A 24884-nucleotide genomic window follows, 5' to 3' on the forward strand; every position below is an offset into this window, starting at 1 on the left:
AGGGGGTCCGGGTCGTCGTACGGCCGGCTGCACCGGGGGTACTTCCCGGGGAGTACCCCCGGCGCCCGGCGCCGACGGGGTGGGCCGGGCCGTGGGCCGTAAACCGGGCAGTGGAGCTCAGCCGAGCCAGCCGGGCCGGACCAGCCCGGACTCGTAGGCCAGGACGACGAGTTGGGCGCGGTCCCGGGCGCCGAGCTTGACCATGGTCCGGCTGACGTGCGTCTTCGCGGTGAGCGGGCTGACGACCAGCCGACGGGCGATCTCCTCGTTGGACAGCCCCATGCCGACCAGGGCCATCACCTCGCGCTCCCGCCCGGTGAGCCGCTCCAGGCCCGCCGCGGAGGCGGGCTGTCTGGAGCGGGCCGCGAACTCCGCGATCAGACGGCGCGTGACGCCGGGGGACAGCAGGGCGTCGCCGTCCGTCACCGCCCTGACCGCGCGCAGCAGTTCCTCCGGTTCGGTGTCCTTGACGAGGAAACCGGAAGCGCCGGAGCGGATGGCTTCGAAGACGTACTCGTCGAGTTCGAAGGTGGTCAGCATGACCACCCGCACGGCGGACAGGGTGCCGTCCCCGGTGATCGACCGGGTCGCGGCGAGTCCGTCGACGCCCGGCATCCGGATGTCCATGAGGACCACGTCGGGGCGCAGGGCCCGGACCAGCCGCACCGCTTCCGCGCCGTCCGACGCCTCGCCCACGACCTCGATGTCGCTCTGGGCGTCGAGCAGGGCCCGGAACCCCGCCCGGACGAGCAGCTGGTCGTCCGCGAGCAGGACGCTGATCACGGTTCCTCCTGGAGCGGGGCGGCCGTGGGCGGGAGTCTCGCGATCACCCGGAAGCCGCCGTCCGGGCGGGGACCGGCCTCGATGGTGCCACCCAGGGCGGCGGCCCGCTCACGCATTCCTGCGAGGCCGTTGCCGCTGCCGCCCGCGGGGTTCCCGGTGGCCGGGCCGTCGTCGTCCACCCGTAGTTCGAGGCCGTCCGGCCGCCAGGTGAGGAGGATGCGGGCGGTGCGCGAGCCGGAGTGCCGCACCACGTTGGTCAGGGCCTCCTGGAGGATGCGGAAGGCGGCGAGGTCCGCGCCGGGCGGCAGGGTGCGGGGCCGCCCCTCGGCGGCGGCGGTGACGGTCAGGCCGGCGGCCGCGGCCTGTTCGAGGAGTTCGGGGAGGCGGTCCAGGCCCGGGGCGGGCGCGCGCGGCGCGGCGCCGGGGGCGCGGAGGGTATCGAGGACCTGGCGGACCTCGCCGAGCGCCTCCTTGCTGGCCGCCTTGATCGTGGTGAGCGCCGTGCGCGCCTGCTCGGGGTCGGTGTCGAGCAGGGCCAGGCCGACCCCCGCCTGGACGTTGATCACGGAGATGCTGTGGGCGAGGACGTCGTGGAGTTCGCGGGCGATGCGCAGCCGCTCCTCGTCGGCCCGGCGGCGGGCGGCCGCCGCCCGTTCGAGCCGCTCGCGGGACCATTGTTCGCGGCGGACGCGGACCAGTTCGAAGACGGCGAGCATGGCGAGGATCCAGGCGGTGATGCCCAGCTCCTGCGTCCAGGGCGCCGGGCCGTCCCCGGCGGGCGGCAGCCACCGGTAGAGCCGGTGCCCGATGAGCAGGTGGCCGGTCCACAGCAGTGCCACGGCCCCCCAGGCGGCTCTGCGGTGACCGGAGACGACGGCGGCGAAACAGGCCACGGCCAGGCTGACGAAGACGGGGCCGTAGGGGTACCCGGCTCCGAGGTAGACCAGGGTGACGGCACTCACCCCGTAGACCACGGCCACCGGGTGGCGGTGGCGCACGACCAGCAGGGCCGGCCCGAGCAGGAGCAGGATCCTGGCCCACACGTCGAGCGGCATACGACCGCTCTGCGCCTGCGCCGCCCATCCGGACCCGACCTGTGCCAGGACGGCGACGAGCAGCGCGGAGCGCAGGCCCGAGCCCCGCCCGGCTCCTTCCGCCCATCGTCGCCACGGCGGACCGTGGCGTTCGCGCTGCTGTTCCATGACCGTCACGCTAGACGTGGGCCCGCGTCACCGGCGTCACCCCGGCGTAGCGTCTTCGGCGTACTCCCCCGGTAGTACGCCCGAGTACGCCGCGCCCCTCCCCGCGCGCCCCGCGGCGCAGCGCGATCCGGCCAATCCCTGATGTGCACATGACATCTCAAGACCCCTGTGGGACATTCCGTGACGCACTCCGCACCGGCCTCGCACCACACCCCCACAAGGACGTGTCAAGGAGGAGCGACATGCTGCACCTCACGCAGCCCCACCGGAAGAAGCTCGGCATCGCCGCACTGGCGCTCGCGGCCACCGTCGCCGGCGTCACGACCGCCACCGCGTCACCCACCGCCGACCAGAAGGTCGACGGTGTCATCGTCGTCGCGGGCAACACCTGCGGCTGGACCAACGCACGGGCCGACGCCAATCCCCCCGCCGCCCTCACCGTCGACCGCACCAGCATCAACAAGCCCGGCGGCAACCTCGCCTGCGACGGGAGCATCACCGCCTCCCTCAACAACAACCCCGTCTTCACCTTCGACGACACCGCCGCGACCGCCCGGACCGACCTGATCGACATCACCGGGCAGCAGAGCTTCATCTCCTGCCGGTACAAGGCCACCAACATCATGTGGGACCGCGACGGGACGACCAGGAAGTACGTCAACCGGGCCTTCACCGCCACCAAGACCTCGGGCAGCTTCCTGTGCCCGGGCTCCGTCACCACGGCGGCCGGGGGCGCCTCCATGCTCTTCCACTGACCGGCGGCCGGGCCCGCCCGCACCCGCTCGGGCCGGTACGCCGCCGGGGCGGGCGCGAGCGGGCCCGGACCGGGACCCTAAGGCAGGACCGGGACCGTACGGCCGGACCGGACCGTACGCCCGGATCGGTACCCCGCACCGCCCGAACGCTACCCCGCACCGCCCGGACCGGAACCGTGCACCGCAAGGGCCCCCGCCCCGGGGTCAGCCCAGCGTCGCGGGCGTGGGCCCGTCGGGACGCACCGTGATGCTGTACGCGGCCCCCTCCGGGACGGAGCGGAAGCGCGGTGCGCGGGCGGGCAGCAGGTGCTCCAGGAGGACGGTCGACTCCAGGAGGGCGAACCGCAGGCCCAGGCAGGCCCGCGGCCCCATGCCGAACGGGAGGTAGCTCCCCGGATGGGCGGGGCGCCGGCCGGGGACGGTGAAGCGCGCCGGGTCGAACCGCCCGGGATCCTCCCACACCCCCGGGTCGCGGTGCGTGAGGTAGGGGCAGACCAGGACGTCGGTGCCGGCCGCGATCCGGTACCCGCAGAGGTCGTCGTCGCGCGCCGCGCTGCGCGGCAGCATCCAGGCGGACGGGTAGAGGCGCAGGGTCTCGTGGACGAGGGCCTGGACCGCCTGCCGCCGCTCGGGCGAGCCTTCGGGGCCCGCGGCCAGGGCCCGTTCCCGCGCCCGCGGGTTCCGGTCCAGCAGGAGGTGGAGCCAGGTCAGGGTGGTGGCGGTGGTCTCGTGACCGGCGACCAGGAGGGTGACCAGCTCGTCACGGACCAGCCGGTCGGTGTACTCGGGGCGCGTTCCCGCCGCGTCGAGCAGCACGTGCAGCAGGCCCGGGCCGTCGGGTCCGGCCGTGCCGTCGCGGGCGGCCTCGATGGCGCGGCTCGCCACGGCGTCGATCCGGGCCAGCTCGGCCGCGACGGCCCCCCGGGCGGCTCCCCCGTCGGCCGGCAGGGTGGGCAGCTCGGCCACCACGTGCGCCACGGCGCCCAGTTCGCGCTCGGTGACCGGGTCGAGGGGATGCCCGGTCAGGGACCGCCAGATGGTGTCCAGGGCGAAGCGGCGCATCTCGTCGCCGACGTCGAAGACCCGGCCGGTACGGGCGTACCCGGCCCAGCGCCCCGCGGCGGTCCGGGCGGCCCCGGTGATCCGCCGTTCGTAGCGGCGCATCCCCGGGCCGGTGAACTGGGACTGCAGCAGCCGCCGTTGCCGTTGCCACGCGTCGCCGGTGGCGGCCAGGACCCCGTCGCCGATCAGCAGCCGGGCCCGGTGCGAGCGCTTGACGTACCGGTCCGGGCGGAGCGCGAGCACGTGCTGGACGGCCTGCGGCCCGGTGACGAGGACCGCCGGCCCGGAAGCGGCGCCGAGGTCCAACGCCGCGATACCGCCGAGCCGTTCGCGCGCCAGGGTGAAGAGGTCGATCGGTTCCCCTCCCCCGGCCCTCCACTCGGCGACGAGGGCGGGGTCGAGCTCGGGAACCCGGCGGCCGGCCGGGGACGGGACGGGGAGGCGGCCGGGGCCTGCGTCGGTGGCCACGGTGGGCTCCTGTTCGGCGGGTGTGCGTCGTCACGTGCCGGGTGCGGACATCACGCACTGTAGGGGAGCGCGGGCTCCCCGCGACAGGCCGCCCCCCGACGGGGCCGGTTCGTGCCCTTCCGGGTCGCCGTCTGGCCGAACTCCGTCGGAATCCGGCTGCCGTTCGCCTGGTGTATCCGCTGCCGTCACGTCAGGCTCCCTGTCCGGTACCCCGGCCGCGCTGTGCTGGGGGCGCTCAACCACCCTCAACCACAGAGGTCGTACCGCCATGGCAGAACTCAACCGCCGCCGTTTCCTGCAGCTCGCGGGCGGCGCCGCCGCCCTGACCATGCTCGACGAGAGCATCGCGCGGGCCGCCGCCATCCCCGCGCAGGGGAGCACCGGCACCATCGCCGATGTCGAGCACATCGTGGTCCTCATGCAGGAGAATCGTTCCTTTGACCATTACTTCGGCGCGCTGCGCGGCGTCCGCGGCTTCGGCGACCCGCGCCCGGTGACCCTGCCCAGCGGCAAGTCCGTCTGGCACCAGTCCGACGGCACGAAGGAGACACTGCCCTTCCGGCCGCCGTCCGACGACCTCGGCATGGAGTTCCTCCAGGGCCTCAACCACGACTGGGCGGGCGGCCAGAGCGCCTTCAACAAGGGCCGGTACGACAACTGGGTCCCCGCCAAGACGGCCACGACCATGGCCCACCTGACGCGCGAGGACATCCCCTTCCACTACGCCCTCGCGGACGCGTTCACCATCTGCGACGCGTACCACTGCTCGTTCATCGGCTCCACCGACCCCAACCGCTACTACCTCTGGTCGGGCCACACCGGCAACGACGGCACGGGCGGCGGCCCGGTCCTCAACAACGCCGAGGCGGGCTACGGCTGGACCACCTACCCCGAGCGCCTGGAGGCGGCCGGGATCTCCTGGAAGGTCTACCAGGACATCGGCGACGGCCTCGACGCGGCCGGCTCCTGGGGCTGGATCAACGACGCCTACCGCGGCAACTACGGCGACAACTCCCTCCTCTACTTCAACAGCTTCCGGGGCGCCAAGCCCGGCGAGCCCCTGTACGAGAAGGCCCGGACCGGCACCGACGCCAAGGCGGGCGAGGGGTACTTCGACCGGCTGCGTGCCGACGTCGCCGCCGGCACACTGCCGAAGGTCTCGTGGATCGCCTCCCCCGAGGCCTTCAGCGAGCACTCCAACTGGCCCTCCAACTACGGCGCCTGGTACATCGCGCAGGTGCTGGACGCCCTCACCTCCAACCCCGACGTGTGGGCCCGTACCGCCCTCTTCATCACGTACGACGAGAACGACGGCTTCTTCGACCACGTCGTCCCCCCGTACGCCCCCGCCGACGCCTCCCAGGGCCTGTCCACCACGCCCACCGCCCTGGACGTCTTCCCCGGCAAGCCCGGGTACGTCGCCGGACCGTACGGCCTCGGCCCGCGCGTCCCGATGCTCGTCGTCTCCCCCTGGAGCACCGGCGGGTACTCCTGCTCCGAGACCTTCGACCACACGTCGGTCATCCGCTTCATGGAGCGGCGCTTCGGGGTGCGGGAGCCCAACATCTCGCCGTGGCGCCGCGCCGTGTGCGGAGACCTCACCTCCGCCTTCGACTTCGCCCGCAAGGACACCGCCTCCGTCCGGCTGCCCGACACCGGGGCCTGGTACCCGCAGGACCGCGACCGCCACCCCGACTTCCGGCCCGCCCCGCCGGCCGAGGGAGCCGTACCGCGCCAGGAGAAGGGCCTGCGCCCCACGCGGGCGCTGAAGTACGCCCCGTACGTGGACGGCGCCGCGCTGACCGGGGAGGGGAAGTTCCGGCTGACCTTCGGCGGCGGCCCGGACCTGGGCGCGCAGTTCCACGTCACCTCCGGCAACCGCACCGATGCCCCCTGGACCTACACCGCCGAGGCCGGCAAGTCGATCGCGGACGTCTGGAACACGCGGTACTCGGCCGGTGTCACCGACCTGACCGTGCACGGCCCCAACGGCTTCCTGCGCGGCTTCCGCAACCCCGGCACCACCCCCGGCCCCGAGGTCACCGCCCGCCACAACGCCACCACCGGGAACCTGGACCTCACCCTCACCAACGCCGGGGCCTCGGCGGCGATCCTGACGGTCACCAACGCCTACGGGGGCGGCCCCAAGCGCCTCACCGTCGCCAAGGGCGCGACGGTCACGTACGCCGTCCCGCTGAGGAACACGCGGCGCTGGTACGACGTGACGGTCACCGCGTCCGGGGCACCGGACTTCCTGCGCCGCTTCGCGGGCAAGGTCGAAACGGGAGCGGCAGGCCTGTCGGACCCCGGGATCCTGACGGACCAGTCCTCCTGACGCCCTCCCCGAGCGGTCGCCCGGCGGGCGGCCGCTCGGGTCCGCCCCGCGCCCGTACCCCTACGCGGACTCCGGCTCCGGCTCCGGCAGCCAGTCGCGCGCCGGGTCGTACTCCAGCCAGCGGCTGCGCCCGGCCTCCTCCGCGAGCCCGGCCAGCAGGGCGGGGAGCCCCGGGTGGGGGTCCGCGGCGCGCCACAGCAGCGACCAGGCGTAGAGCGGGGTGGGCCGTACCAGCGGCACGGACCGGATGCCCGGGGTCCGCGGGAGCGGCACGTCCGCCGGCATCAGCGTGAAGCGCCGCGGGTCGCCCCGGAGCCCGGACAGGAAGTGGTCGGGGCCCAGGTTCGGGCTCTCGGCGTGCTCGGTGACGCCGAAGCGGCGGGCGAAGCGGTGCAGGAAGTCGAGGCGGTCCAGCGCCCCGGGGGTCCACAGCACTCCGCCCCGCAGTTGTTCGGGCCGCAGCTCGGGCTCCGCCGCCAGCGGATGGTCCGCTCCCAGGACCGCGTCGACCGGCTCCAGGCGCACCAGACGGTGCGTCAGTCCCGCCGGCAGCGGCGGGTGGACGCGCCCGAACGCGGCGTCGACGTCCCCGTGCAGCAGCGCGGCGGCCACCGCCGGCAGGTCCCGGCCGTGACCCGGTTCCAGGGCCGCCTCCCCGGCGGCCGCCGCCACCGGGGCGAGCGTCCGCATCGGCGCGTACAGGTGGCCCCACACGTCGACCCTCAGCGGCCGGTGCCCGTCCCGTACGGCGGCCACGGCGCGGTCGGCGGCGGCCAGGGTCCGGCGCGCCGGTTCGAGGAACCGGCGGCCCGCGTCGGTCAGCCGGACGCCCTGGCCGCCGCCCCGGTCGAACAACGGCGTGCCGAGGGCGGACTCCAGGCGGGCGATCCGTTTCGACAGGGCCTGCTGGGAGACGGAGAGCCTCTCGGCGGCCCGGCCGAAGTGCAGTTCCCGTGCGGTACCCACGAAGGCGCGCACCTGCGCGAGATCAAGATCCACGCCCTCACCTTAGGCGACAACCCCTGGTTGTCGTCCCCTCCCGCGGGTTGTTGGACCGCTCCGCGGGCCCGCCGGTTCCATGACGGGCATGAGGAGACTGATTCCCACGGGAGATCCGGCACGGCCGGTGGAGTTCGTCGAGGACGTCCAGCCGGTACCGGCCGACGGCGAGGTGCTGGTCCGTGTCGAGGCGTTCGCGCCGAACCGCGGCGAGACGTTTCTGCTGGAGCGGCCGAAGCCCGGTCTGCTCCCCGGCAAGGACGTCGCGGGGCTGGTGGTGCAGGCGGCGGCCGACGGTTCCGGCCCGCCGATCGGGACCCGGGTGGTGGGCCATCCGCCGCTGGGCGGCTGGGCGGAGTACGTGGCCGTGCCCACTCATTCGCTGGCCGTCCTGCCCGACGGCATCGACGCGGTCCGGGCCGCGGCGCTGCCGCTGGCCGGGATCACGGCCCTGCGGCTGCTGCGCACGGCGGGGAGCCTGGCGGGCCGCCGCGTCCTGCTGACCGGCGCTTCGGGTGGCGTGGGGCACTACGTCACCGAGCTGGCGGCCGCGGCGGGCGCCGAGGTCACCGTGGTGACGGCGACCGCGGCGCGCGGGGAGCGGCTGCGGCGGCTGGGCGCGGCGGCGGTCGTGCACGAGGTGGCCGCGGCGCGGGGGCCGTTCGACGTGGTGCTGGAGTCCACCGGCGGCCCCGCCCTCGCGGTGGCGCTGTCCCGGCTCGCGCCGGGCGGACTGCTGGTGTGGTTCGGGCAGGCCTCCAGGACCCCGGCGACCCTGGACTTCTTCGACTTCTTCGCCGGTCCGGAGGGCGCCTCGATCCGGCACTTCCACTACGCCGGGGCCCCGTACGCCGACGATCTGGACACCCTCGTACGCCTGGTGGGGGCCGGGCGGCTGCACCCGGAGATCGACCGGGTCGCGGACTGGGAGCGGACCGCCGGGACGCTGGTGGACCTGCGGGAGCGGCGGATCCGCGGCAAGGCCGTGCTGACGACGGGCCTGACGACGGGGGCGGCCCGATGAGCCGGGCACCGGCCGCTGCGGCGGCCGCGGACACCGCATCCCCCGAGGACGCCCTCGGCGCCACCACCGCCACCACCGCCGCCGCTGTCGCCGAGGAGCGGTTCAGCCGGGCCACGGGGGCCGGGCTCGACCCGCACGAGTACCGGTGGGTGACGGGTGGCCCGGCTCTGGCCGACGGCTGGACCGAGGCGTTCGCGGCCGCGGGCCGGCGCCACCTCGCCCGCGCTGAGCGGGCGGCCTCGACCGTCTCCGAGGGCGGGCACCTCCAGGTCGCGGCCCGCTGGTTCCACTTCGCGACGCTGGGCCCGGACCCGCGGGGGCGGGCCCGGGCGCGGGCCGCCGCGGAGGCCGACGCGGCCATGGGACGGGCGCTGGCCCTGCTGGAGCCGGGGGCGCGGCGGATCGAGGGGGACTCCTTCGCCGGCTGGCTGCGCGGGGCGGCGGACGCGGCGGCCACCGTGGTGGTGGTTCCGGGCCTGGACTCCGGGAAGGAAGAGTTCCACGCGGTCACCGGGGCGCTGCTGGACCGGGGACTGGCGGTGTTCGCCATGGACGGGCCGGGCCAGGGCGTGCTCGCCCCGTCCAGCACCCTCCGGCCGGACTACGAGCAGGTGGTGGCCGGGGTCGTCGACGCGCTCGGCGTCGACCGCGTCGGGCTCATCGGCCTCAGCCTGGGCGGCTGGTACGCGGCGCGCAGCGCGGCCCTCGAACCCCGCGTGGCCGCGGCGGCCACGGTGAGCGGGCCACTGCGGCTCGACTGGGACGGTCTGCCGCCCGTCCTGCGGGAGCTGCTCGCCGGGCGCGCCGGCGGGGTGGGGCGGGCGCGCGCCTTCACCGGCCGGGTCGACCTGTCGGGGGTGGCGCCGGACATCGCCTGCCCGCTGCTGGTGGTGGACGGCGGGCGGGACGTCATCCCGGGTGTGGTGAACGGGGCGGGGCTGGCCGCGCTCGCCCCGCGCGGGGAGTACCTCCTGGTCCCGCACGGCGACCACCTGCTGGGAAACGCCCACCCGCACTGGCTGGCCCGCACCGCGGACTGGCTGGCCGAAGCCCTGACGGCCCCCGGCCGGACCTGACCGCCCCCCCCCTCCGGCCCCGGACCCCGGCCCCGGACCCCGGCCCCGGACCCCTGCCCCGGGCCCGCCCCGGCACGCTCCGCTCCCGCCCCGGCACCCCCGGTGCCCGGCACGGGTCGCAGGGCCGGGAGCGGGGACGCAGCATGGAAGGAGGTCCGTCCGGGTGAGGAGGCCTGCATGACCGATGGGCAGCCCGCTCCCCGCGCCCCGCGCGCCGGGGCACGGCGCGGGGCGGTGAGGTCCGCGGCGGCCGGGTCCGTGGCCGCGGGCGCCCTGCTCGACGTCCTGGGCGTGGCCGCCGTCCTCCTGGACGCCGAGGGCCGGATCACCCTGTGGAGCCCGCAGGCCGCCACCCTGTTCGGATACACGGCCGAGGAGGCCCTCGGCCGGTACGCGGCGGCGCTGCTGATCGCGGACGAGGACCGCGAGGAGGTGCTGGGGCTGTTCGCCCGGGTCATGGCGGGCGGGGACTCCGGCTCCTGGACGGGGGTGTTCCCCGTACGCCACCGGGACGGCCGTACCGTGCTGGTGGAGTTCCGCAACATGCGGCTGCAGGCCGACAACGGCCGGTTCTTCGCCCTGGGCCTCGCCTCCGAGCAGGCCACCCTGCACCGGGTCGAGCGGGACCTGGCCCTCTCCCTGCGCCTGGTCGACCAGTCCCCCATCGGGCTGGCCGTCCTCGACACCGATCTGCGCTACGTGCTGGTCAACCCGGCGCTGGAACGCATCAACGGCGTCTCCGCCGACCGGCACCTGGGCCAGCGGATCGCCGAGATCCTGCCCTTCCTCGACGGCTCGGCCATCGAGGCGCGGATGCGCGAGGTCATGGCGACGGGCGTGCCCGTGCTGGACGAGTTCACCACCGGCCGGATCGCCGCGGACGACGAGGGCGAGCGCGCCTGGCTGGTGTCGCTCTACCGGCTGGACGACCAGGCCCACCGGGTGATCGGCGTCGCCGTGTCGGTGATGGACGTGACGGAACAGCACCGTACGGCCGTGTCCGCCGCCCACGCCCGGCGGCGCCTGTCCCTGATCGCGGACGCCTCCGTCCGCATCGGGACCACCCTCGACCTGGACATCACCGCCCGGGAACTCGCCGACGTCGCCGTCCCGGAGGTCGCGGACATCGCCGCCGTCGACGTCCTCGACACGGTCCTGACGGGTCTGCGGCCGGGCGGGGATCCGGGCGATCTGGGCGTACGGTTCCGGGCGCTGGCGGTGAAGTCCGCCTACCGCACCCCCGCCGAGGCGGCCGCCGACCCCGTCGGGGACGTCGCCCTGTACGGCCCCGCCCGGCTGGTCTCCCGCTGCGCCCGCACCGGGCGGCCCGTCCTCGTCCCGCACGTGCTGCCCGAGGACCTGCCCCGGATCGCCCGCGACGAGGACGCGGCCCGGCTGCTCGGCGAGGCGGGCCTGCACTCGTACCTGGCGGTGCCGCTCATCGCCCGGGGACAGGTCCTGGGCGCGCTGGACCTCAAGCGGGCGCGCAACCCGGCGCCGTTCGGGCCGGACGACGTGCTGCTCGCCTCGGAACTCGCGGCCCACGCGGCGGTGTCCATCGACAACGCGCGCTGGTTCCAGCGCCAGCGGCACGCCGCCCTCACCCTCCAGCAGCACCTGCTCCCCCAGTCACCGCCGGCGTCCCCCGGCCTGGACATCGCCTACCGGTACCAGCCCGCGGGGGCCGCCGACGAGACCGGCGGCGACTGGTTCGACGTCATCCCCCTCACCGGGGAGCGCACCGCGCTCGTCGTCGGGGACGTGATGGGCAGCGGCATCAACGCCGCCGCCACCATGGGACAGCTGCGGGCCACCGCCCGCGCCCTGGGGCGCCTGGGTCTGGACCCGGCGACGGTCCTGACCCACCTGGACGCGGCGACCGCCGACCTGGGCGAGGCGATGGCCACCTGCGTCTACGCCGTCTACGACCCGCACACCCGGCTGTGCCTGTTCTCCACCGCCGGTCACCTGCCCCCGGTCCACCTGCGCGGCGGTCGCCACCCGCAGCTCCTGCGCCTGAAGTCGGCGGTCCCGCTGGGCGTCGGCGGCATCCCGTTCTTCACGACCGCGCTGACCCTGGCCCCCGGGGACGAGCTGGTGCTGTACACCGACGGGCTGGTGGAGACCCGCGACCAGGACATCGACACCCGGCTGCTGACCCTCACCGACCTCCTGGCCGGCCCGCACCGCCCCATCGAGGAGACCTGCGACCTGCTCCTGTCCGCCCTGCGCCGCCCCGACACCCACGACGACGTCGCCCTCCTGATCGCCCGCGCCCTCCCCTGACGGGACCCCGGGTCAGGGGTGCGGGTCAGGGGTGCGGGGAGCGGGAGCGGATCCGGGCCGCGAGGACGGCGACGTCGTCCTCGGCGTGGAGGGCGTCGAGGCCGCCGACGATCGCGTCCGCGGCTTCGGCGATGCCGGCGCCGCGCGGCAGCCGCAGGGCGGTGAGGCGGGCCAGGGAGGTGTCGATGTCCTCGCCCCGGCGTTCGACCAGCCCGTCGGTGTAGAGCAGGAGGGTCTCGTCGGGGGCCAGGGGGTGGGCGGCGGACTCGTAGCCGCCGAGGCCGGTGCCCAGCGGGGGGCCGACGGGGACGTCGAGGAGCCGGCCGGTGCCGTCGGCGGCGAACACCGCGGGCGGCAGGTGGCCGGCGCTGGCGTACACCGCGGTCCCGCGGGCGGGGTCGACCCGGACCAGGAGGCAGGTCGCGGGGCGCCGCCCGGCGTCCTCGGAGACCACGGCGTCGAGCTGGCGCAGGACCCGGTGGGGGGCCAGGTCGGTGGAGGCGACCTCGCGCAGGGTGGAGCGGTAGGCGTTCATGTCGACGGCGGCGTCCAGGCCGTGGCCCATGACGTCTCCGACGACCAGCAGGGTCCGCCCGTAGTGCAGGCGCACCGTCTCGAACCAGTCGCCGCCGACGAGCGCGCTCGGCCCGACGGGCAGGTAGCGGCCCGCGATCAGGAGGTTGGGGTGCGGCCGGCCGGGGTCCGAGACCAGGGCCCGCTGGAGGTCGAGCGCCACGCTCTCGGTGGCGGCGAGCCTCCGGGCGTGGCGGACGTGCACGGCGGCGACCCGCGCCGCGAAGTGCAGGGCGGCGGCCTCCCGGTCGGTGAAGGCCGCGCCGGTGCGCACCACGAGGAGGATCCCGTACGAGGTCCCTTGGCGGGCGAGCTCGACGGACAGGCCGTGCACCGGGGGGCCGCCCGGCCGCAGCGTCCAGCTGCGCAGCGGGTGCCCGGCGTCGACCGCCCGGACGGCGGCGCCCGCTCCGGGGCCCGGGGGCCGCAGCAGGCCGGCGGCGCCCGCCTCGGCCACCCGCTCGACGCGCCCGGCCTCACCGGTCAGGTCGACGGCCACCGCGTCGCAGAGGGCGCGGAAGAGGAAGGCGGCGAGTTCCCGGCAGGTGGTGTGCTCGTCGTCGGTCGTGCCGATCGCGTCGAGGGTCTCGTCCGGCGTCGGGACCCACGCGCGGCTGTCGCGATCCGACACGGTGCCTCCGCCCGCCGGGCGGCCCCGTGCGGGCCGCCGGTGGTTCCATTGCACCAGCCCCCGCGCGCCGGGCGGGGCAGCGCGCCGGACGGCCTTCACCTGCGCGGGGTCAGCCGCTCCCACAGGAAGGTGTGCACGAGGGCCTCGTTGAAGGCGGTCTGCCGGTGGTCGGTGGCGCCGCCGTGGCCGCCGCCGAGGTGCTCGTGGAAGAGGACCGGGTGGCCGAGTTCGCGCAGCCGGGCGGCGGCCTTGCGGGCGTGGCCGGGGTGGACCCGGTCGTCGCGGGTGGAGGTCAGCAGGAGCAGCGGCGGGTACGCGGGCCCGTCCGCGCGCATCCGGTGGTACGGGGAGATGTGCTCCAGGTGGGGCCGGTCGGCCGGGTCGTCGGGGTCGCCGTACTCGGCGGTCCAGCTGGCTCCGGCGAGGAGCTTGTGGAAGCGGAGCATGTCCAGCAGGGGCACGTGGGCGACGACCGCGCCGAACAGTTCGGGGTCGCGGGTGAGCATGGCGCCCATCAGCAGGCCGCCGTTGCTGCCGCCCTCGATGCCCAGCTGGGCGGGGGTGGTGACGCCGCGGGCGGTGAGGTCGCGGGCGACGGCGGCGAAGTCCTCGAAGGCGCGGACGCGGTTGGCGCCGAGGGCGGCCTGGTGCCAGGCGGGCCCGTACTCGCGGCCGCCGCGGATGCCGGCCACCACGTAGGTCCCGCCGCGCGCGAGCCAGGCGCGGCCCGTGACGGCGCTGTACTGCGGGACCATGGAGATCTCGAAGCCGCCGTACCCGTAGAGCAGGGCGGGGCCCGGGCCGGGGCGGTCCTCGGGGCCGATGACGAAGTAGGGCACCCGGGTGCCGTCGGCCGAGGTGGCGAAGTACTGGCTCACGGCCAGGCCGGCGGTGTCGAAGAGCGCGGGTCCCCGCTTGACGGCCTCTCCCCGGTCGGCCGCTCCGGCGGTGCCCCGGTGGAGGGTGGAGGGCTGGAGGAAGCCGGTGACGTTCAGGAAGTACTCGTCGCTCTCGTCCGGGTCCGTGCACACGACGGACGCCGTGGACAGCGGCGGTACGCCGGCCAGCGGGGCGCGGGTCCAGCCGTCGGGGCCGGGGGTGAGGAGCTCCAGGCGGGAGGAGACGTCGGCGCGGGTGGTGAGGAGGAGGTGGTTGCGGGTCCAGCTGTGGCCGCCGAGCGCGGTGTGCGCGTCGGGGGTGAACAGCACGTCGGGTTCGCGCCCGCCGGCCCGGAAGGCGTCGAGGTCGAAGGCGAGGAGGCTGCCGGGGGCGTGGCCGAGCCAGGGCGAGCGGGGGGTCACCAGCAGCCACTGGCGGTGGACGGAGGCGACGGCGTCGTCCGGCACGTCGATCTTCTCGGGCGGACCGTCGGGGTCCGCCGGGAGGAGGAACAGCTCCTGGTTCCAGAAGTCGATCTGGCGGGAGACGAAGTCCCGTTCGAAGCCGGGTGTGTGGTCGCGCCAGCCGGAGGCGGAGAGGTCCGAGGGGCGGCCCTCGTAGACGGTCCCGGCGGACTCGACGGGCGTGCCGCGGCGCCAGCGGCGGACCTGGAGGGGGTAGCCGGAGGGGGACATGGATCCGGGGCCGAGGTCGGTACCGATCCACACGTGGTCGTGATCGATCCAGCCGATCCGGGTCTTGGCCTCCTCGACGGCGAAGCCGCCGTCCACGAAGCGGAGGGTCTCCAGGTCGAACTCGCGCACCACGCAGGCGTCGGCGCCGTCCCGGGAGAGCATGACGAGGGCGTGGCGGTGTCCGGGGGCCAGGACCGCGCTGCCGGCCCAGGCCCACTTCTCGCCCTCGGCCTCGGCGAGGGCGTCCAGGTCCAGGACGGTCTCCCAGGCCGGGTCGTCGGTGCGGTACTCCTCCAGGGTGGTGCGCCGCCAGACGCCGCGCAGGCGGTCCGCGTCCTGCCAGAAGTTGTAGAGGTGGGGGCCGCGCCGGACGACGTACGGGATGCGCCCGTCGTCGTCGAGGACCTCGCGCACCTCGCGCTCCAGCACCTTGAAGTCGGTGCCGGTGGTCAGCGCGTCGACGGTCTCGGCGTTGCGCTCGCGGACCCAGGCGAGGGCGGCCTCGCCGGACACGTCCTCCAGCCAGAGGTACGGGTCGTGATCGTGGGGACCGGAGGGCTCGTGGGGCACGCCGGGGGCTTCGTCGCTCATCCGTCGATTGTGCCCGACCCACCGCGCCCCGGAGCCGATCGCGGGCCGGGCGCGGCCCGGTCACGACCAGTGGAATACGCGTGGACGGAGAGTGCCGAACTGCGGTCCAAGAAGTGCTGAACGGTACCAATCGGACGCCGAAAATTAATCCCTCGTCCAACTCTTGATCATGCTACGATCGATTGCCCAGTCCATGACGGACCATCTGACGAGAATGCCATTAAAAGCGGGGGCTCATGGCACATCATCAGCATTTACGCGATTCCGAACGACCTCGGCACGTCGGGGCGGTGATACTGGCCGCCGGACACGGAGAACGCATCGGCGCCGGACCGAAGGCCTTGTTGAAAGTCGGCGGGAAACCACTCCTCTTACACGTACTGGAATCCATCGGATCCAACTCGGCCGTACAATCCGTGGTGGTGACCGCTCCGAATTCCCTGACGTCGGATTTCCAGGCTCTGATCGACTCGGCGGAGCAGCGGGTTCCCGTCCGCGTCACCCCTGGAGGATCGACGCGGCAGCAGAGTGCGCGACTGGGGGTCGAGGCACTGCCGCCGGAGGCGGACTGGGTGGCGGTCACCGACGTGGCGCGCCCCTTCACTCCGCGCGGGGCGATCGACGCGTTGCTCCACGAGCTGCCGCTCTCGCCCGGCGCGGGACGGTCCGGACGTCCGGCCTGCGGAATCATCCCCTCTCTGCCCCTGGTCGACAGCCTGCACCTCGTCGATGAGGGCCCCTTCCTGGGGACACCGTTCGACAGGGGACTGCTGCGGGCGGCCCAGACCCCCCAGATCTTCGACCGGAGCTGCGCGACCGACGCCTACGCGGCCGCGGCCCGCGACGGCCTGGAGTTCACGGACGACGCCGGCATGATCCGGCACTTCGGCGGTTCGGTGGCCGCCGGGCGCGGCGACGCCGCCAACTTCAAGATCACTTACGAGCGCGACCTGGCGCTTGCGGAAGCGTTCCACGCCCACCTCTCCACGGCGGCCGCGGCCGGGGCGCCGGCGCATGGATGACCTGCACGGCAAGGTGGCCGTGGTCACCGGTGCCAGCTCGGGCATCGGCGCCGCGACGGCACGGAGGCTGCACGCACTGGGCGCCCGCGTGGTACTGGGAGCCCGCAGGGGAGACCGCCTCAAGGAGCTGGCCGACGAGCTGGGCGACGAGCGCGTCGCCTGGGCGGAGGTGGACATCCGCTCGCCCGGGCAGGTGGAGGACCTCTTCTCCTGCGCGGTCGACGCCTTCGACGGGATCGACTGCCTGGTGGCCAACGCGGGCGTGGGGTTCTACGGCGGCATCCTCGACCTCTCGGACACGCAGATCGAAGAGCTCGTGGACACCAACCTCACGGGAACGATCCGGTCGGTGCGCCAGGCCGTCCCGCTCTTGAGCGCCCGGGGCGGCGACATCGTCCTGGTGAGCTCCGTGGCCGGCCTCCGCGGACGACCGGACGAAGCCGTGTACGCGGCCACCAAGCACGCCGTGGTCGGGCTCGCGGGATCCCTCGACCGTGAACTGCGGCAGAAGAGGATTCGCGTCACCGCCTTGTGCCCGGGAGCGACCGACACGGAATTCGCCATGGGCAACGGACGGTCACCCGGAATGCCCGAGCTCACATCGATGATGCGGGCCGAGGACGTGGCCGACGCCATCGCGTATTCCCTCATGCAGCCCGAATCCATGCGGACCCTGCTGTGGAGCATGCGCAGCATGGCATCCGAGAACTGAAGCAAAAGGACTCGAAAGCCCGTGACATGTCATACGTGAAGTCCATTGCCGTGCGCGCACCGGCCAAGGTCAACCTGCAATTGGGGGTGGGCGGTCGCCGTGATGACGGCTATCACGAACTCGCCAGCATTTTCCTCACCGTCTCCCTGTTCGACCGAATAACGCTGACTCCCGCGGAGGAGCTCCGCGTCACCGTGGCCGGAGCCGGAGCCGGCGACGTGCCGGCCGACGGGTCCAACATCGCCGCGCGGGCCGTCGGACTCCTCGCCGAGAGGAACGGTCTGCACCCGGGCGTCCACGTCCACATCGACAAGCGCATCCCCGTGCAGGGCGGCATGGCGGGAGGCAGCGCGGACGCGGCCGGCGCGCTGGTGGGCTGCAACGCCCTGTGGAACCTGGGCGTCAGCCGCACCGAGCTCGTGTCGCTGGCGGCGGAACTCGGCAGCGACGTGCCCTTCAGCGTCCTGGGAGGAGCGGCCTTCGGGTCGGGCCGCGGTGAACGGCTCACCGTGCTTCCGGTCGGCGCCACGACGCACTGGGTCTTCGCCACCGCCGGTTTCGGCCTGTCCACACCGGCGGTCTTCGCGGAGCAGGAACGCCGCCGAAGAGACGCGGGAATGCCGTGGACCGCCGACGGCATCCCCTCGCCGCGGGTGTCGCAGAGGCTCGTCGACGCCCTGGCCCGCGGCGACACCGCCATGTTGGCCGACGCGCTGAGCAACGACCTCCAACCGGTGGCCACTTCGATGCGGCCGGAGCTGGCCGCGACCCTCAGGACCGGCACAGACGCCGGCGCCCTGGCGGGCGTCCTCTGCGGCTCCGGGGCCACGATCGGTTTCCTCGTGGCCGATCGCGACGCCGCGCGGACCGTCGCGGAGAAACTCATGGCTTCGGGAACCTGCGCCGCGGCCCACGTCGCGGACGGGCCCGTACCCGGACCGGAACCGGAACCGGAAGAGACCATCACGACGGGAGAGAACGCATGACGACCCAGGCCCACTCGCACGAGGAACTGCTGACGATCCTCCGCCGGATCTGGGAGGACGTCCTGGAGACCACGGTCGACGATCCCGACGAGAACTTCATCGACCTGGGCGGGGACTCCCTGTTGGCACTCGTCGTGGCCAACCGCGCCCAGGAGGCGGGCCTCGCGATGCCACCCACCGGAGTGCTTCGCCGGCCGACGCTGCGCGGGCTCGCCGAAGCGGTGATGGATCCGCGCCAGTTCGAGCAGTGGTAGCGGGTCGCCGCACCTCACGTCGCCGTCTTTGAGGCGCTCGGTCTGCGGGAGCCTCGTGATGTGCGGCCGACCCCACGAGAACCAACGAAAGGCTGTGTCCCATTGTCCCCGCGGCACCCTGTCTCCTGGAACCAGCGACACCGGCTCGGTCAGATCCGGAGCGAGGCGGACGCCGGTGTCTACCGTCCGCACCACCCCTCGGTGACGCTCCGGATCCGTGGTCCCCTGCAGACGGCCGCGCTGGAGCGAGCGTGGTTCCGTCTCCAGGAACGCCATCCGGTCATTCGTTGCGGCTTCGACCTCGCGGACTTCACCTGGCGGCTCGACACGCCGGCCACGGCGAGCGGCGTCGTCCTGGCCGTCTCGGCGCCGGACGAATCCGCGAGCTCCGCGGCGGCACTGATGGAGCGTCTCGTCGACGCCCCGTTCGACTTCGCCCAGGGCCCCTTGGCCCGGCTGGTCCTTCTTCGACGCCCCGAGGAAGCCCTGTTCGCGCTGGTCCTCGACCATCTGGTCGCGGATTTCTGGTCGCTCGACCTCCTCATGAACGACCTGACCGCTCTCTACTCGGACGAGCTCGGCCTGGCCCCGCAACCCTTGCCTCCGGTCACCCTCCCCTACCCCGAACAGGTACGGCAGCAGAACGCCCACCTGGACTCGGCCGCCGGGATCCGGGCGCTGGACGCCCTGTCCGCCGCTCTCGAAGCGGTCGGTCCGGTTCCCGAGACCCGCTTCGAGGGCTTCTCGGGACGGACCCACGCCGGCTACGACCGCACGGGGCTCGTCCGCGCCGCCTTCGGCACCGGCCTCACGCGGGCCGTCTTCGCCTGCGCACGAGGTCACCGCATGACTCCGTGGGCCCTCGTGCACGCGGCCGTCCACCACGCACTGTACGAATTGAGCGATCAACCGTCCGTCGGCACCACGCTGATGACGGCCAACCGGGAGTCGACAGCGGTCCACCAGACCGTCGGCTTCCTCGCGAGCAAGGTGGTCATCGCGACGCAGCGCGACGACCGGGCCGGCACCGCCGCGTTCCTGCGCGGATTCCAGCACGCGATGATGAACGCCCTCGACTCCATGGCGATACCGTGGCCGCGGCTCATCGCGCACATGGAGCCCTCCGCCCTCGGCCGCCACGCCCGGGTCCCCTACATCTCGTTCAACCCCCAGAACTCCACCATGCGGCGGTGGCTCGGCGGCTGGCGGTTCCCCGGGTGCGAGAGCGATCCCCTGGACCTCGGCGGCAGCACACCGGACGCGGCCGTGGTGATCTCCCTCACCGAGGTGGAGGGGGACGTCTCGGTCTCGCTCTACCACAAGACGGACTGGTACCCCGCGGAGGCCGTGGAGAGGCTCTGGCAGGTCACCGAACGCACCCTCTGGGACTGGGCACGTGAAGCCGGAACCGGCGATGAGGCCCCGTGAGGATCATCTCCGGGCTGCCACGCCTGGACGGCCCCGCCCGGCCCCTGTTCGTGGGGACGTTCGCCTACGCGCTCGGCCGTGGCATGTACAGCACCGGCAGCATCGTCTTCTTCACCCTCTCCTTCGGGCTCTCCGTACAGCAGATCGCACTGGCGCTGTCCGCGGCCGGCATCGCCGCGTTCTGCGCGGCGGTACCGGCCGGGTACCTGGCCGACCGCTGGGGCCCCCGTCCCATGACCATCGCGGTGACCATCGTCCAGGCGTCGCTGCTCGCCCCGATGCTCTTCTGCGGATCGTCCGTCGTCGTGGTGCCGTTGGTGATCGTCCTCGGCGCCGCGGACCGCGTGAACTCCATCGCGCGACGCACGCTGGTCTCCCACGTGATGGGAGAGGCGACGCGGGTGCGTACCCAGGCGTACCTGCGGAGCGTGGCCAACACGGGCATGTCCATCGGGGCACTCGCGGTGACTCCCCTGCTCGCCGTCGGTACCCGGACGGCGTTCCTGGTCCTCATCGCCATCACGATGGCGGCCTACGTGCTGGTCGCCGTCACCACCGTGCGGCTCCCGGCGGACTCCGAGCTCACCGCGCCGCCCACCGGGACCGGTCCCGCCACCCCGGACCCACCGGCGCGGGCAACGGGGCCGGCCCGGCGACGTCTTGCCTCCTTCACCGCCCTCGGCCTGCTGAACGGCCTGTTCGCACTGCACATCAGCATCCTCGAAGTGGGACTGCCGCTCTGGATCACCCAGCACACGGACGCCCCCGCATGGACCGTCGCCACCCTGGCGTTCGTGAACACGGTCCTCGCGATCCTGCTCCAGGTACCGGCGAGCCGCGGCTCCTCGACCGTGCGCGGCGCCGCGAGGGCCCTCGCCGTCTCCGCCGTCTTCACGGCCCTCGCGTGCGTCCTGTTCGCGACGACCGCCAAGGGCACCGGAACGTTCCTGATCGCCACCCTCTTCCTCGCCACCGTGGTCCTGACCGTCGGCGAGCTGCTCCAGTCCGCCGGGGAGTGGGGGCTGTCGTTCGGTCTCGCCCCCGCGAACGCCCAAGGCAAGTACATCGGTGCCTTCACCGTCGGGACGACCGTCCAGGACATCGTCGGCCCCGCCGTCGTGGGCGGCGTGGCCATCGCCTACGTCCCGGGCGGCTGGCTCGCGCTGGCCGCGGTGTTCGTCGTCGGCGCGGCACTGATCGCCCCCATGACGCGCTGGGTGTCCGGCCTCCACGGTGACGGACACGGCCCCGAGGACGAGAAGGACACGTCCCCCACCTCAGCACCGAGTGCCAGGAGTTGACCATGCCCGGAGTCCGCCCGACGCTGCACCAGCGCTTCGACGACGTGGCACGGCGTTTCCCCGACGCCACGGCCCTCGTCGACGACGAAGGCCCGATGTCGTACGCCGAACTACGCGCCGCCTGCGGCGAAACGGCCGACGCGCTCGCCTCCTTGTGTACGGACGGGGACCGGCTGATCGCCGCCCGCCTCGGCCGCGGCAGATCGGCCCCCGTCGCGTTCCTCGGCATCCTCGGCAGCGGCCGGGGCTACCTGCCCGTCGACCCCGCCTATCCGCGGGAACGCCGGAACTTCCTGCTCGATGACAGCGGGGCCCGGCTCGTCGTCACCGACGGCCCGCTGGAGGACGGCGAGTCCCCACTGGCCGAGGTGGGCGGACTCACCATCGCGGCCCGCTCCGGCCGGCCGGACCGCCGCCACGGCGGGCTCCCGGCCGCGATCGCCTACGTCATCTACACCTCCGGGTCCACCGGTACGCCCAAGGGGTGCGTCGTCGGTCACGCACAAGTGCTCGCGCTCCTGGACGCCTGCGCGACCGTGTTCTCCTTCCACCCGGGCGACGTCTGGACGGTGACCCACTCCTTCAGCTTCGACTTCAGCGTCTGGGAGCTCTGGGGTGCCCTGCTGAGCGGCGGCACCGCCGTGCTCGTCCCGCCGGACGTGGCCCGCGACCCCGATGCCTTCACCCGTCTCCTGCTCTCGCAGCGGGTCACGGTCCTGAGCCAGACACCGTCCATGTTCGGCTTCCTGGTCGGACAGCTGGGCCGGGTCCGCCAGTGCCTCCCCCGTCTTCGCCACGTCGTGCTCGGTGGCGAGGCCGTCAACCTCCAGGACGCTGTGACCTGGCTCGATGCGGAAATGGCGCCGAACGCAAGGCTCGTCAACATGTACGGGATCACCGAGACCACCGTGCACGTCACGCATGCGGAGCTCGACGCCCACGCGTGCCGCGCCGCGGAACCCGGTCGTACGCCCATCGGACGGCCGCTCCCCCACCTCGACGTCTCGTTGCGGGACGCGGCGGGCAGCCCGGTGCCCGACGGGACTCCCGGCGAGATCTGGGTGGCCGGAACCGGCGTCACGTCCGGCTACCTGGGACGGCCCGAGCTCACCGACGAGCGGTTCGTGGTGGAACTTTCCAACGGAGAGCCGGTCCGCCACTACCGCAGCGGGGACTGGGCGGTCCGCGAGGAGGACGGAACCCTCCAGTACATCGGCCGGATGGACGGCCAGGTCAAGCTGCGGGGACACCGCGTGGAACTCGCGGAGGTGGAGGCCGCGCTCGCCTCACTCGAAGGGGTGCACGGCGCCGCCTGTGCGACGCGGACGAACCGGGCGGGGCAGAGCGTCCTCGTGGCCTACCTCGTCACATCCGCGGGCGCCGGACTGGAGCCGCGACGGCTGCGCGCACACCTCGACACCCTGCTTCCGGCCCACCTGCACCCCCACCGGTTCCAGCGGGTCCGGGGCCTTCCGGTCACGGCGAACGGCAAGCTCGACCGCGCCGTCCTGCACGCCCTTCCCGTGCTGGACTGGGCCCCCTCCCCGGCGAGGCACGCATGAGCTCCCCCCTCGTCGTCGTGTACGACCGCGGTGCGGCCAACGTCAGCGAGATCGCCGCGTCGCTCACCAAGGTGGCGCCCCTCGTCTTCGTGACCCGGCACGGATCCGAGCACGCCGAGCCGCTGCTCCCGCTCCTGCGCGACATGGGAGAGGTCGTCACGTTCCGGCACGCGCCCGGGGAGGTCGCCGGCCGGCTGAAGGCGATCGGCCCCGGTGGCATCACCACGTTCAGCGAGGCCATGCTGAACGACACGGCCGAACTGGCGGCCGGGCTCGGCCTGCCCTTTCACAGCCGGGAGACGGTACGTCTGCTCACCGACAAGTTCCTCCAGCGTCGGCGGCTGAACGAAAGCGGCACCGCCGGCGTCGCCGGATCGCTGCTGACCCGGCCGCAGGACTGGCCCGATGCCGTCCGGCGCGTGGGCCTGCCGGCCGTCGTCAAGCCCGCACGCGGCGAAGGAAGCCGCAACACGTACCGGGTCGACGACCCCACCGAGGGACTCGGGCTCGTCACCGGGCTGCTGAACACCGAATCGGCCCTCGTCCTTGAGCAGTTCCTGGAGGGGAGGCCGTCCGCCCCGTACGGCGACTACGTGTCCGTGGAGAGCGTCACCTCCCGCGGAGTGGTCTCCCACATCGCCGTCACCGGCAAGTTCCCGCTGCTCCCGCCGTTCAGGGAAACCGGCCAGTTCTGGCCGGCCGCCCTGCCCGAGGTGGAGCAGCGTCGCCTGCGGGACCTCGCCTCGGAGGCTATCGCGTCCCTCGGCATCACCACCGGCATCACCCACACCGAGATCAAGCTCACCGGCAGCGGCCCCCGGGTCATCGAGGTGAACGGCCGGCTGGGCGGCTACATCAACGAACTGTCCCTCCGCGCGGCGGGGCTCGACCTCGTCGAGCTGGCCGGGCGCGCGGCGCTCGGCGAGTCCGTCGCGCCGCCTCCGGTGACGCACGACCGGGTCGTGTTCCAGTACTCGAACCCGGCACCCCCCTACCCCTGCCGGTTCGATTCCGTCACCGGCCGGCGGGGCCTGCGCGCCACCCCGGGTATCACCGGCTATCGCGCCTGGACCCGGCCCGGCACGTCCATCGGGGGCGGGGCGATGACCCATGACCTGGACCTGGTCCTGGGGGAGGCACGGGACCACGCGCTGATGTTCGGGGTCCTGGACGAAGCCCTGCGCCACCTCACCTTCACCTTCACTCCCGATGCGTGCGCGGCACCGGTGCGGATCACCGCACCCGAACTCCCCGCCCTCGGACCTCCGTCGGAGTGCTAGGCCTCCTCTGCGCGCCGGTGGACGGCGTCCAGGGCGGTCAGTTCCGCTTCCGTCAGGCGCAGGGCTCCGGCGGCCACGTTGGCGGTGAGGTGGTCGGGGTTGCCCGTGCCGGGGATGGCGAGGACGTGCGGGCCCCGCTGCAGGGTCCAGGCCAGCCGGACCTGTGCGGGGCTCGCGTCGTGCGCACGGGCCACGGCGAGCAGTTCCTCGCCCTCCGTGCCGCTCGCGCCGCCCTCGCGGCCGGTGGTGGCGATCGAGTAGAAGGGCACGAAGGCGATCCCCTCCTCGCCGCAGAAGCGGACGAACTCGTCCTGGTCGGGACGCATCCCGATGCCGTACGGGTTCTGCACGCACACCACCGGGGCCACGGACCGGGCCTCCGCGAGCTGTTCGGGGGTGACGTTGGAGACGCCGAGGTTCCGGATGAGGCCGGCCTCGCGCAGCTCCGCCAGCACTCCGAAGCGCTCGGCGACGGAGGCGCTGCCGCCCGGGATCCCGGACACGCGCAGGTTCACCAGGTCGAGGTGGTCGCGGCCGAGCTGGCGGAGGTTCTCCTCGACCTGGCCGCGCAGGCCGTCGGGGCCGGCGTGCTCCACCCACTCCCCCGACGCCCCGCGGGCGGGGCCGACCTTGGTGGCGATGACCAGGTCCTCGGGGTAGGGGCCGCCGAGGGCGCTGTTGATCAGCTCGTTGGCGGAGCGGAGCGGGGAGAAGTAGAAGGCGGCGGTGTCGATGTGGTTGACGCCGAGTTCGACGGCGCGGCGCAGGACCGCCAGGGCCCGGTCCCGGTCGCTGGAGGCGGCACCGGCGTGCAGGGCCGCACCGTTCTGGGGGATGCGCATCGCTCCGAAGCCGATGCGGTTCACCTCCAGGTCGCCGAGCTTCCAGGTCCCCGACGCCGCGGCGGTGATCGTTTCAGTGGTCATGCAGGAATGATCCACCAGCCGGTACGCTCACGGCCACGGATTGGGGCATGTGTG

At 73.8% G+C, this 24884-nt stretch carries 20 protein-coding genes; 13 read left to right on the forward strand and 7 right to left on the reverse strand.

Features of this window, described 5'->3' with window-relative positions; genetic code table 11:
• Positions 1-117 precede the first annotated feature (117 nt).
• Both ACZ5D2_RS06645 and ACZ5D2_RS06650 read right to left on the reverse strand, forming a co-directional pair.
• Positions 118-783 carry a response regulator transcription factor gene (locus ACZ5D2_RS06645; protein ID WP_371680317.1) on the reverse strand — a complete coding sequence of 222 codons (666 nt, stop codon included), beginning with the start codon at positions 781-783 and terminating at the stop codon, positions 118-120.
• Positions 780-1985, reverse strand: a complete 1206-nt coding sequence (locus ACZ5D2_RS06650; RefSeq protein WP_468927652.1) for a sensor histidine kinase — start codon at positions 1983-1985, stop codon at positions 780-782. Before ACZ5D2_RS06650 ends, ACZ5D2_RS06645 begins: the two co-directional genes overlap by 4 nt.
• A gap of 242 nt (positions 1986-2227) precedes the next feature.
• Between ACZ5D2_RS06650 and ACZ5D2_RS06655 the strand changes: the two genes are divergently transcribed.
• Positions 2228-2740: a hypothetical protein gene (locus ACZ5D2_RS06655; protein ID WP_371680315.1), complete on the forward strand. Its 513-nt coding sequence runs from the start codon at positions 2228-2230 to the stop codon at positions 2738-2740.
• Between the two features lie 204 nt (positions 2741-2944).
• Here the strand turns inward: ACZ5D2_RS06655 and ACZ5D2_RS06660 are convergent, their stop codons facing one another.
• Complete coding sequence (locus ACZ5D2_RS06660; protein WP_468927656.1) at positions 2945-4270, reverse strand: cytochrome P450; 1326 nt, start codon at positions 4268-4270, stop codon at positions 2945-2947.
• A 268-nt stretch (positions 4271-4538) separates the two neighbouring features.
• On the opposite strand from ACZ5D2_RS06660, the gene ACZ5D2_RS06665 reads away from it, so the two are divergent.
• Positions 4539-6605 (forward strand): phosphocholine-specific phospholipase C, encoded by a 2067-nt coding sequence (locus tag ACZ5D2_RS06665; RefSeq protein ID WP_468927659.1) that lies wholly within the window; start codon positions 4539-4541, stop codon positions 6603-6605.
• Between the two features lie 60 nt (positions 6606-6665).
• Here the strand turns inward: ACZ5D2_RS06665 and ACZ5D2_RS06670 are convergent, their stop codons facing one another.
• Entirely contained in the window at positions 6666-7604 is a 939-nt protein-coding gene (locus ACZ5D2_RS06670; RefSeq protein ID WP_468927662.1) for a LysR family transcriptional regulator, read from the reverse strand.
• Positions 7605-7692: 88 nt separating this feature from the next.
• Between ACZ5D2_RS06670 and ACZ5D2_RS06675 the strand changes: the two genes are divergently transcribed.
• The 3 genes from ACZ5D2_RS06675 to ACZ5D2_RS06685 all read left to right on the forward strand — a co-directional run bounded on the left by ACZ5D2_RS06675 (position 7693) and on the right by ACZ5D2_RS06685 (position 11990).
• A complete protein-coding gene (locus ACZ5D2_RS06675) occupies positions 7693-8628 on the forward strand; it encodes a zinc-binding dehydrogenase (RefSeq protein ID WP_468927665.1) in 936 nt (311 codons plus the stop codon).
• Positions 8625-9704, forward strand: coding sequence for an alpha/beta hydrolase family protein (locus ACZ5D2_RS06680; RefSeq protein WP_468927668.1), 1080 nt, complete (start codon positions 8625-8627; stop codon positions 9702-9704). Before ACZ5D2_RS06675 ends, ACZ5D2_RS06680 begins: the two co-directional genes overlap by 4 nt.
• Before the next feature lie 177 nt (positions 9705-9881).
• Complete coding sequence (locus ACZ5D2_RS06685; protein WP_371680309.1) at positions 9882-11990, forward strand: SpoIIE family protein phosphatase; 2109 nt, start codon at positions 9882-9884, stop codon at positions 11988-11990.
• 25 nt (positions 11991-12015) lie between these two features.
• On the opposite strand, the gene ACZ5D2_RS06690 is transcribed toward ACZ5D2_RS06685, so the two are convergent.
• Together ACZ5D2_RS06690 and ACZ5D2_RS06695 are read right to left on the reverse strand one after the other, a co-directional pair.
• Complete coding sequence (locus tag ACZ5D2_RS06690) at positions 12016-13194, reverse strand: PP2C family protein-serine/threonine phosphatase (protein WP_468927673.1); 1179 nt, start codon at positions 13192-13194, stop codon at positions 12016-12018.
• Positions 13195-13289: 95 nt separating this feature from the next.
• Positions 13290-15359, reverse strand: coding sequence for a prolyl oligopeptidase family serine peptidase (locus tag ACZ5D2_RS06695; protein ID WP_371680307.1), 2070 nt, complete (start codon positions 15357-15359; stop codon positions 13290-13292).
• A gap of 236 nt (positions 15360-15595) precedes the next feature.
• Here ACZ5D2_RS06695 and ACZ5D2_RS06700 point away from each other — a divergent pair, with 236 nt between their 5' ends.
• The 8 genes from ACZ5D2_RS06700 (at position 15596) to ACZ5D2_RS06735 (ending at position 23904) form a co-directional block, all read left to right on the forward strand.
• Positions 15596-16381 carry an IspD/TarI family cytidylyltransferase gene (locus ACZ5D2_RS06700; RefSeq protein ID WP_468927677.1) on the forward strand — a complete coding sequence of 262 codons (786 nt, stop codon included), beginning with the start codon at positions 15596-15598 and terminating at the stop codon, positions 16379-16381.
• Positions 16374-17093 carry an SDR family oxidoreductase gene (locus tag ACZ5D2_RS06705; RefSeq protein WP_371680305.1) on the forward strand — a complete coding sequence of 240 codons (720 nt, stop codon included), beginning with the start codon at positions 16374-16376 and terminating at the stop codon, positions 17091-17093. The genes ACZ5D2_RS06700 and ACZ5D2_RS06705 overlap by 8 nt, the downstream gene beginning before the upstream one ends.
• A gap of 26 nt (positions 17094-17119) precedes the next feature.
• A complete protein-coding gene (locus ACZ5D2_RS06710; protein WP_468927680.1) occupies positions 17120-18079 on the forward strand; it encodes a 4-(cytidine 5'-diphospho)-2-C-methyl-D-erythritol kinase in 960 nt (319 codons plus the stop codon).
• A complete protein-coding gene (locus ACZ5D2_RS06715) occupies positions 18076-18333 on the forward strand; it encodes an acyl carrier protein (protein WP_371680302.1) in 258 nt (85 codons plus the stop codon). The genes ACZ5D2_RS06710 and ACZ5D2_RS06715 overlap by 4 nt, the downstream gene beginning before the upstream one ends.
• A 201-nt stretch (positions 18334-18534) precedes the next feature.
• A complete protein-coding gene (locus ACZ5D2_RS06720; protein WP_371680301.1) occupies positions 18535-19761 on the forward strand; it encodes a condensation domain-containing protein in 1227 nt (408 codons plus the stop codon).
• Positions 19758-21062 carry an MFS transporter gene (locus ACZ5D2_RS06725; RefSeq protein WP_371680300.1) on the forward strand — a complete coding sequence of 435 codons (1305 nt, stop codon included), beginning with the start codon at positions 19758-19760 and terminating at the stop codon, positions 21060-21062. Before ACZ5D2_RS06720 ends, ACZ5D2_RS06725 begins: the two co-directional genes overlap by 4 nt.
• Positions 21063-21064: 2 nt before the next feature.
• Positions 21065-22624, forward strand: coding sequence for an amino acid adenylation domain-containing protein (locus tag ACZ5D2_RS06730; protein ID WP_371680299.1), 1560 nt, complete (start codon positions 21065-21067; stop codon positions 22622-22624).
• On the forward strand, positions 22621-23904 hold the full coding sequence (locus ACZ5D2_RS06735) for an ATP-grasp domain-containing protein (RefSeq protein WP_468927686.1): 1284 nt from the start codon (positions 22621-22623) through the stop codon (positions 23902-23904). Before ACZ5D2_RS06730 ends, ACZ5D2_RS06735 begins: the two co-directional genes overlap by 4 nt.
• Here the strand turns inward: ACZ5D2_RS06735 and ACZ5D2_RS06740 are convergent.
• A complete protein-coding gene (locus tag ACZ5D2_RS06740) occupies positions 23901-24830 on the reverse strand; it encodes an oxidoreductase (protein ID WP_468927689.1) in 930 nt (309 codons plus the stop codon). The two genes, ACZ5D2_RS06735 and ACZ5D2_RS06740, sit on opposite strands and share 4 nt — an antisense overlap.
• Between the last annotated feature and the right edge of the window lie 54 nt (positions 24831-24884).

Source organism: Streptomyces sp. NPDC031479 (genome assembly GCF_055581065.1).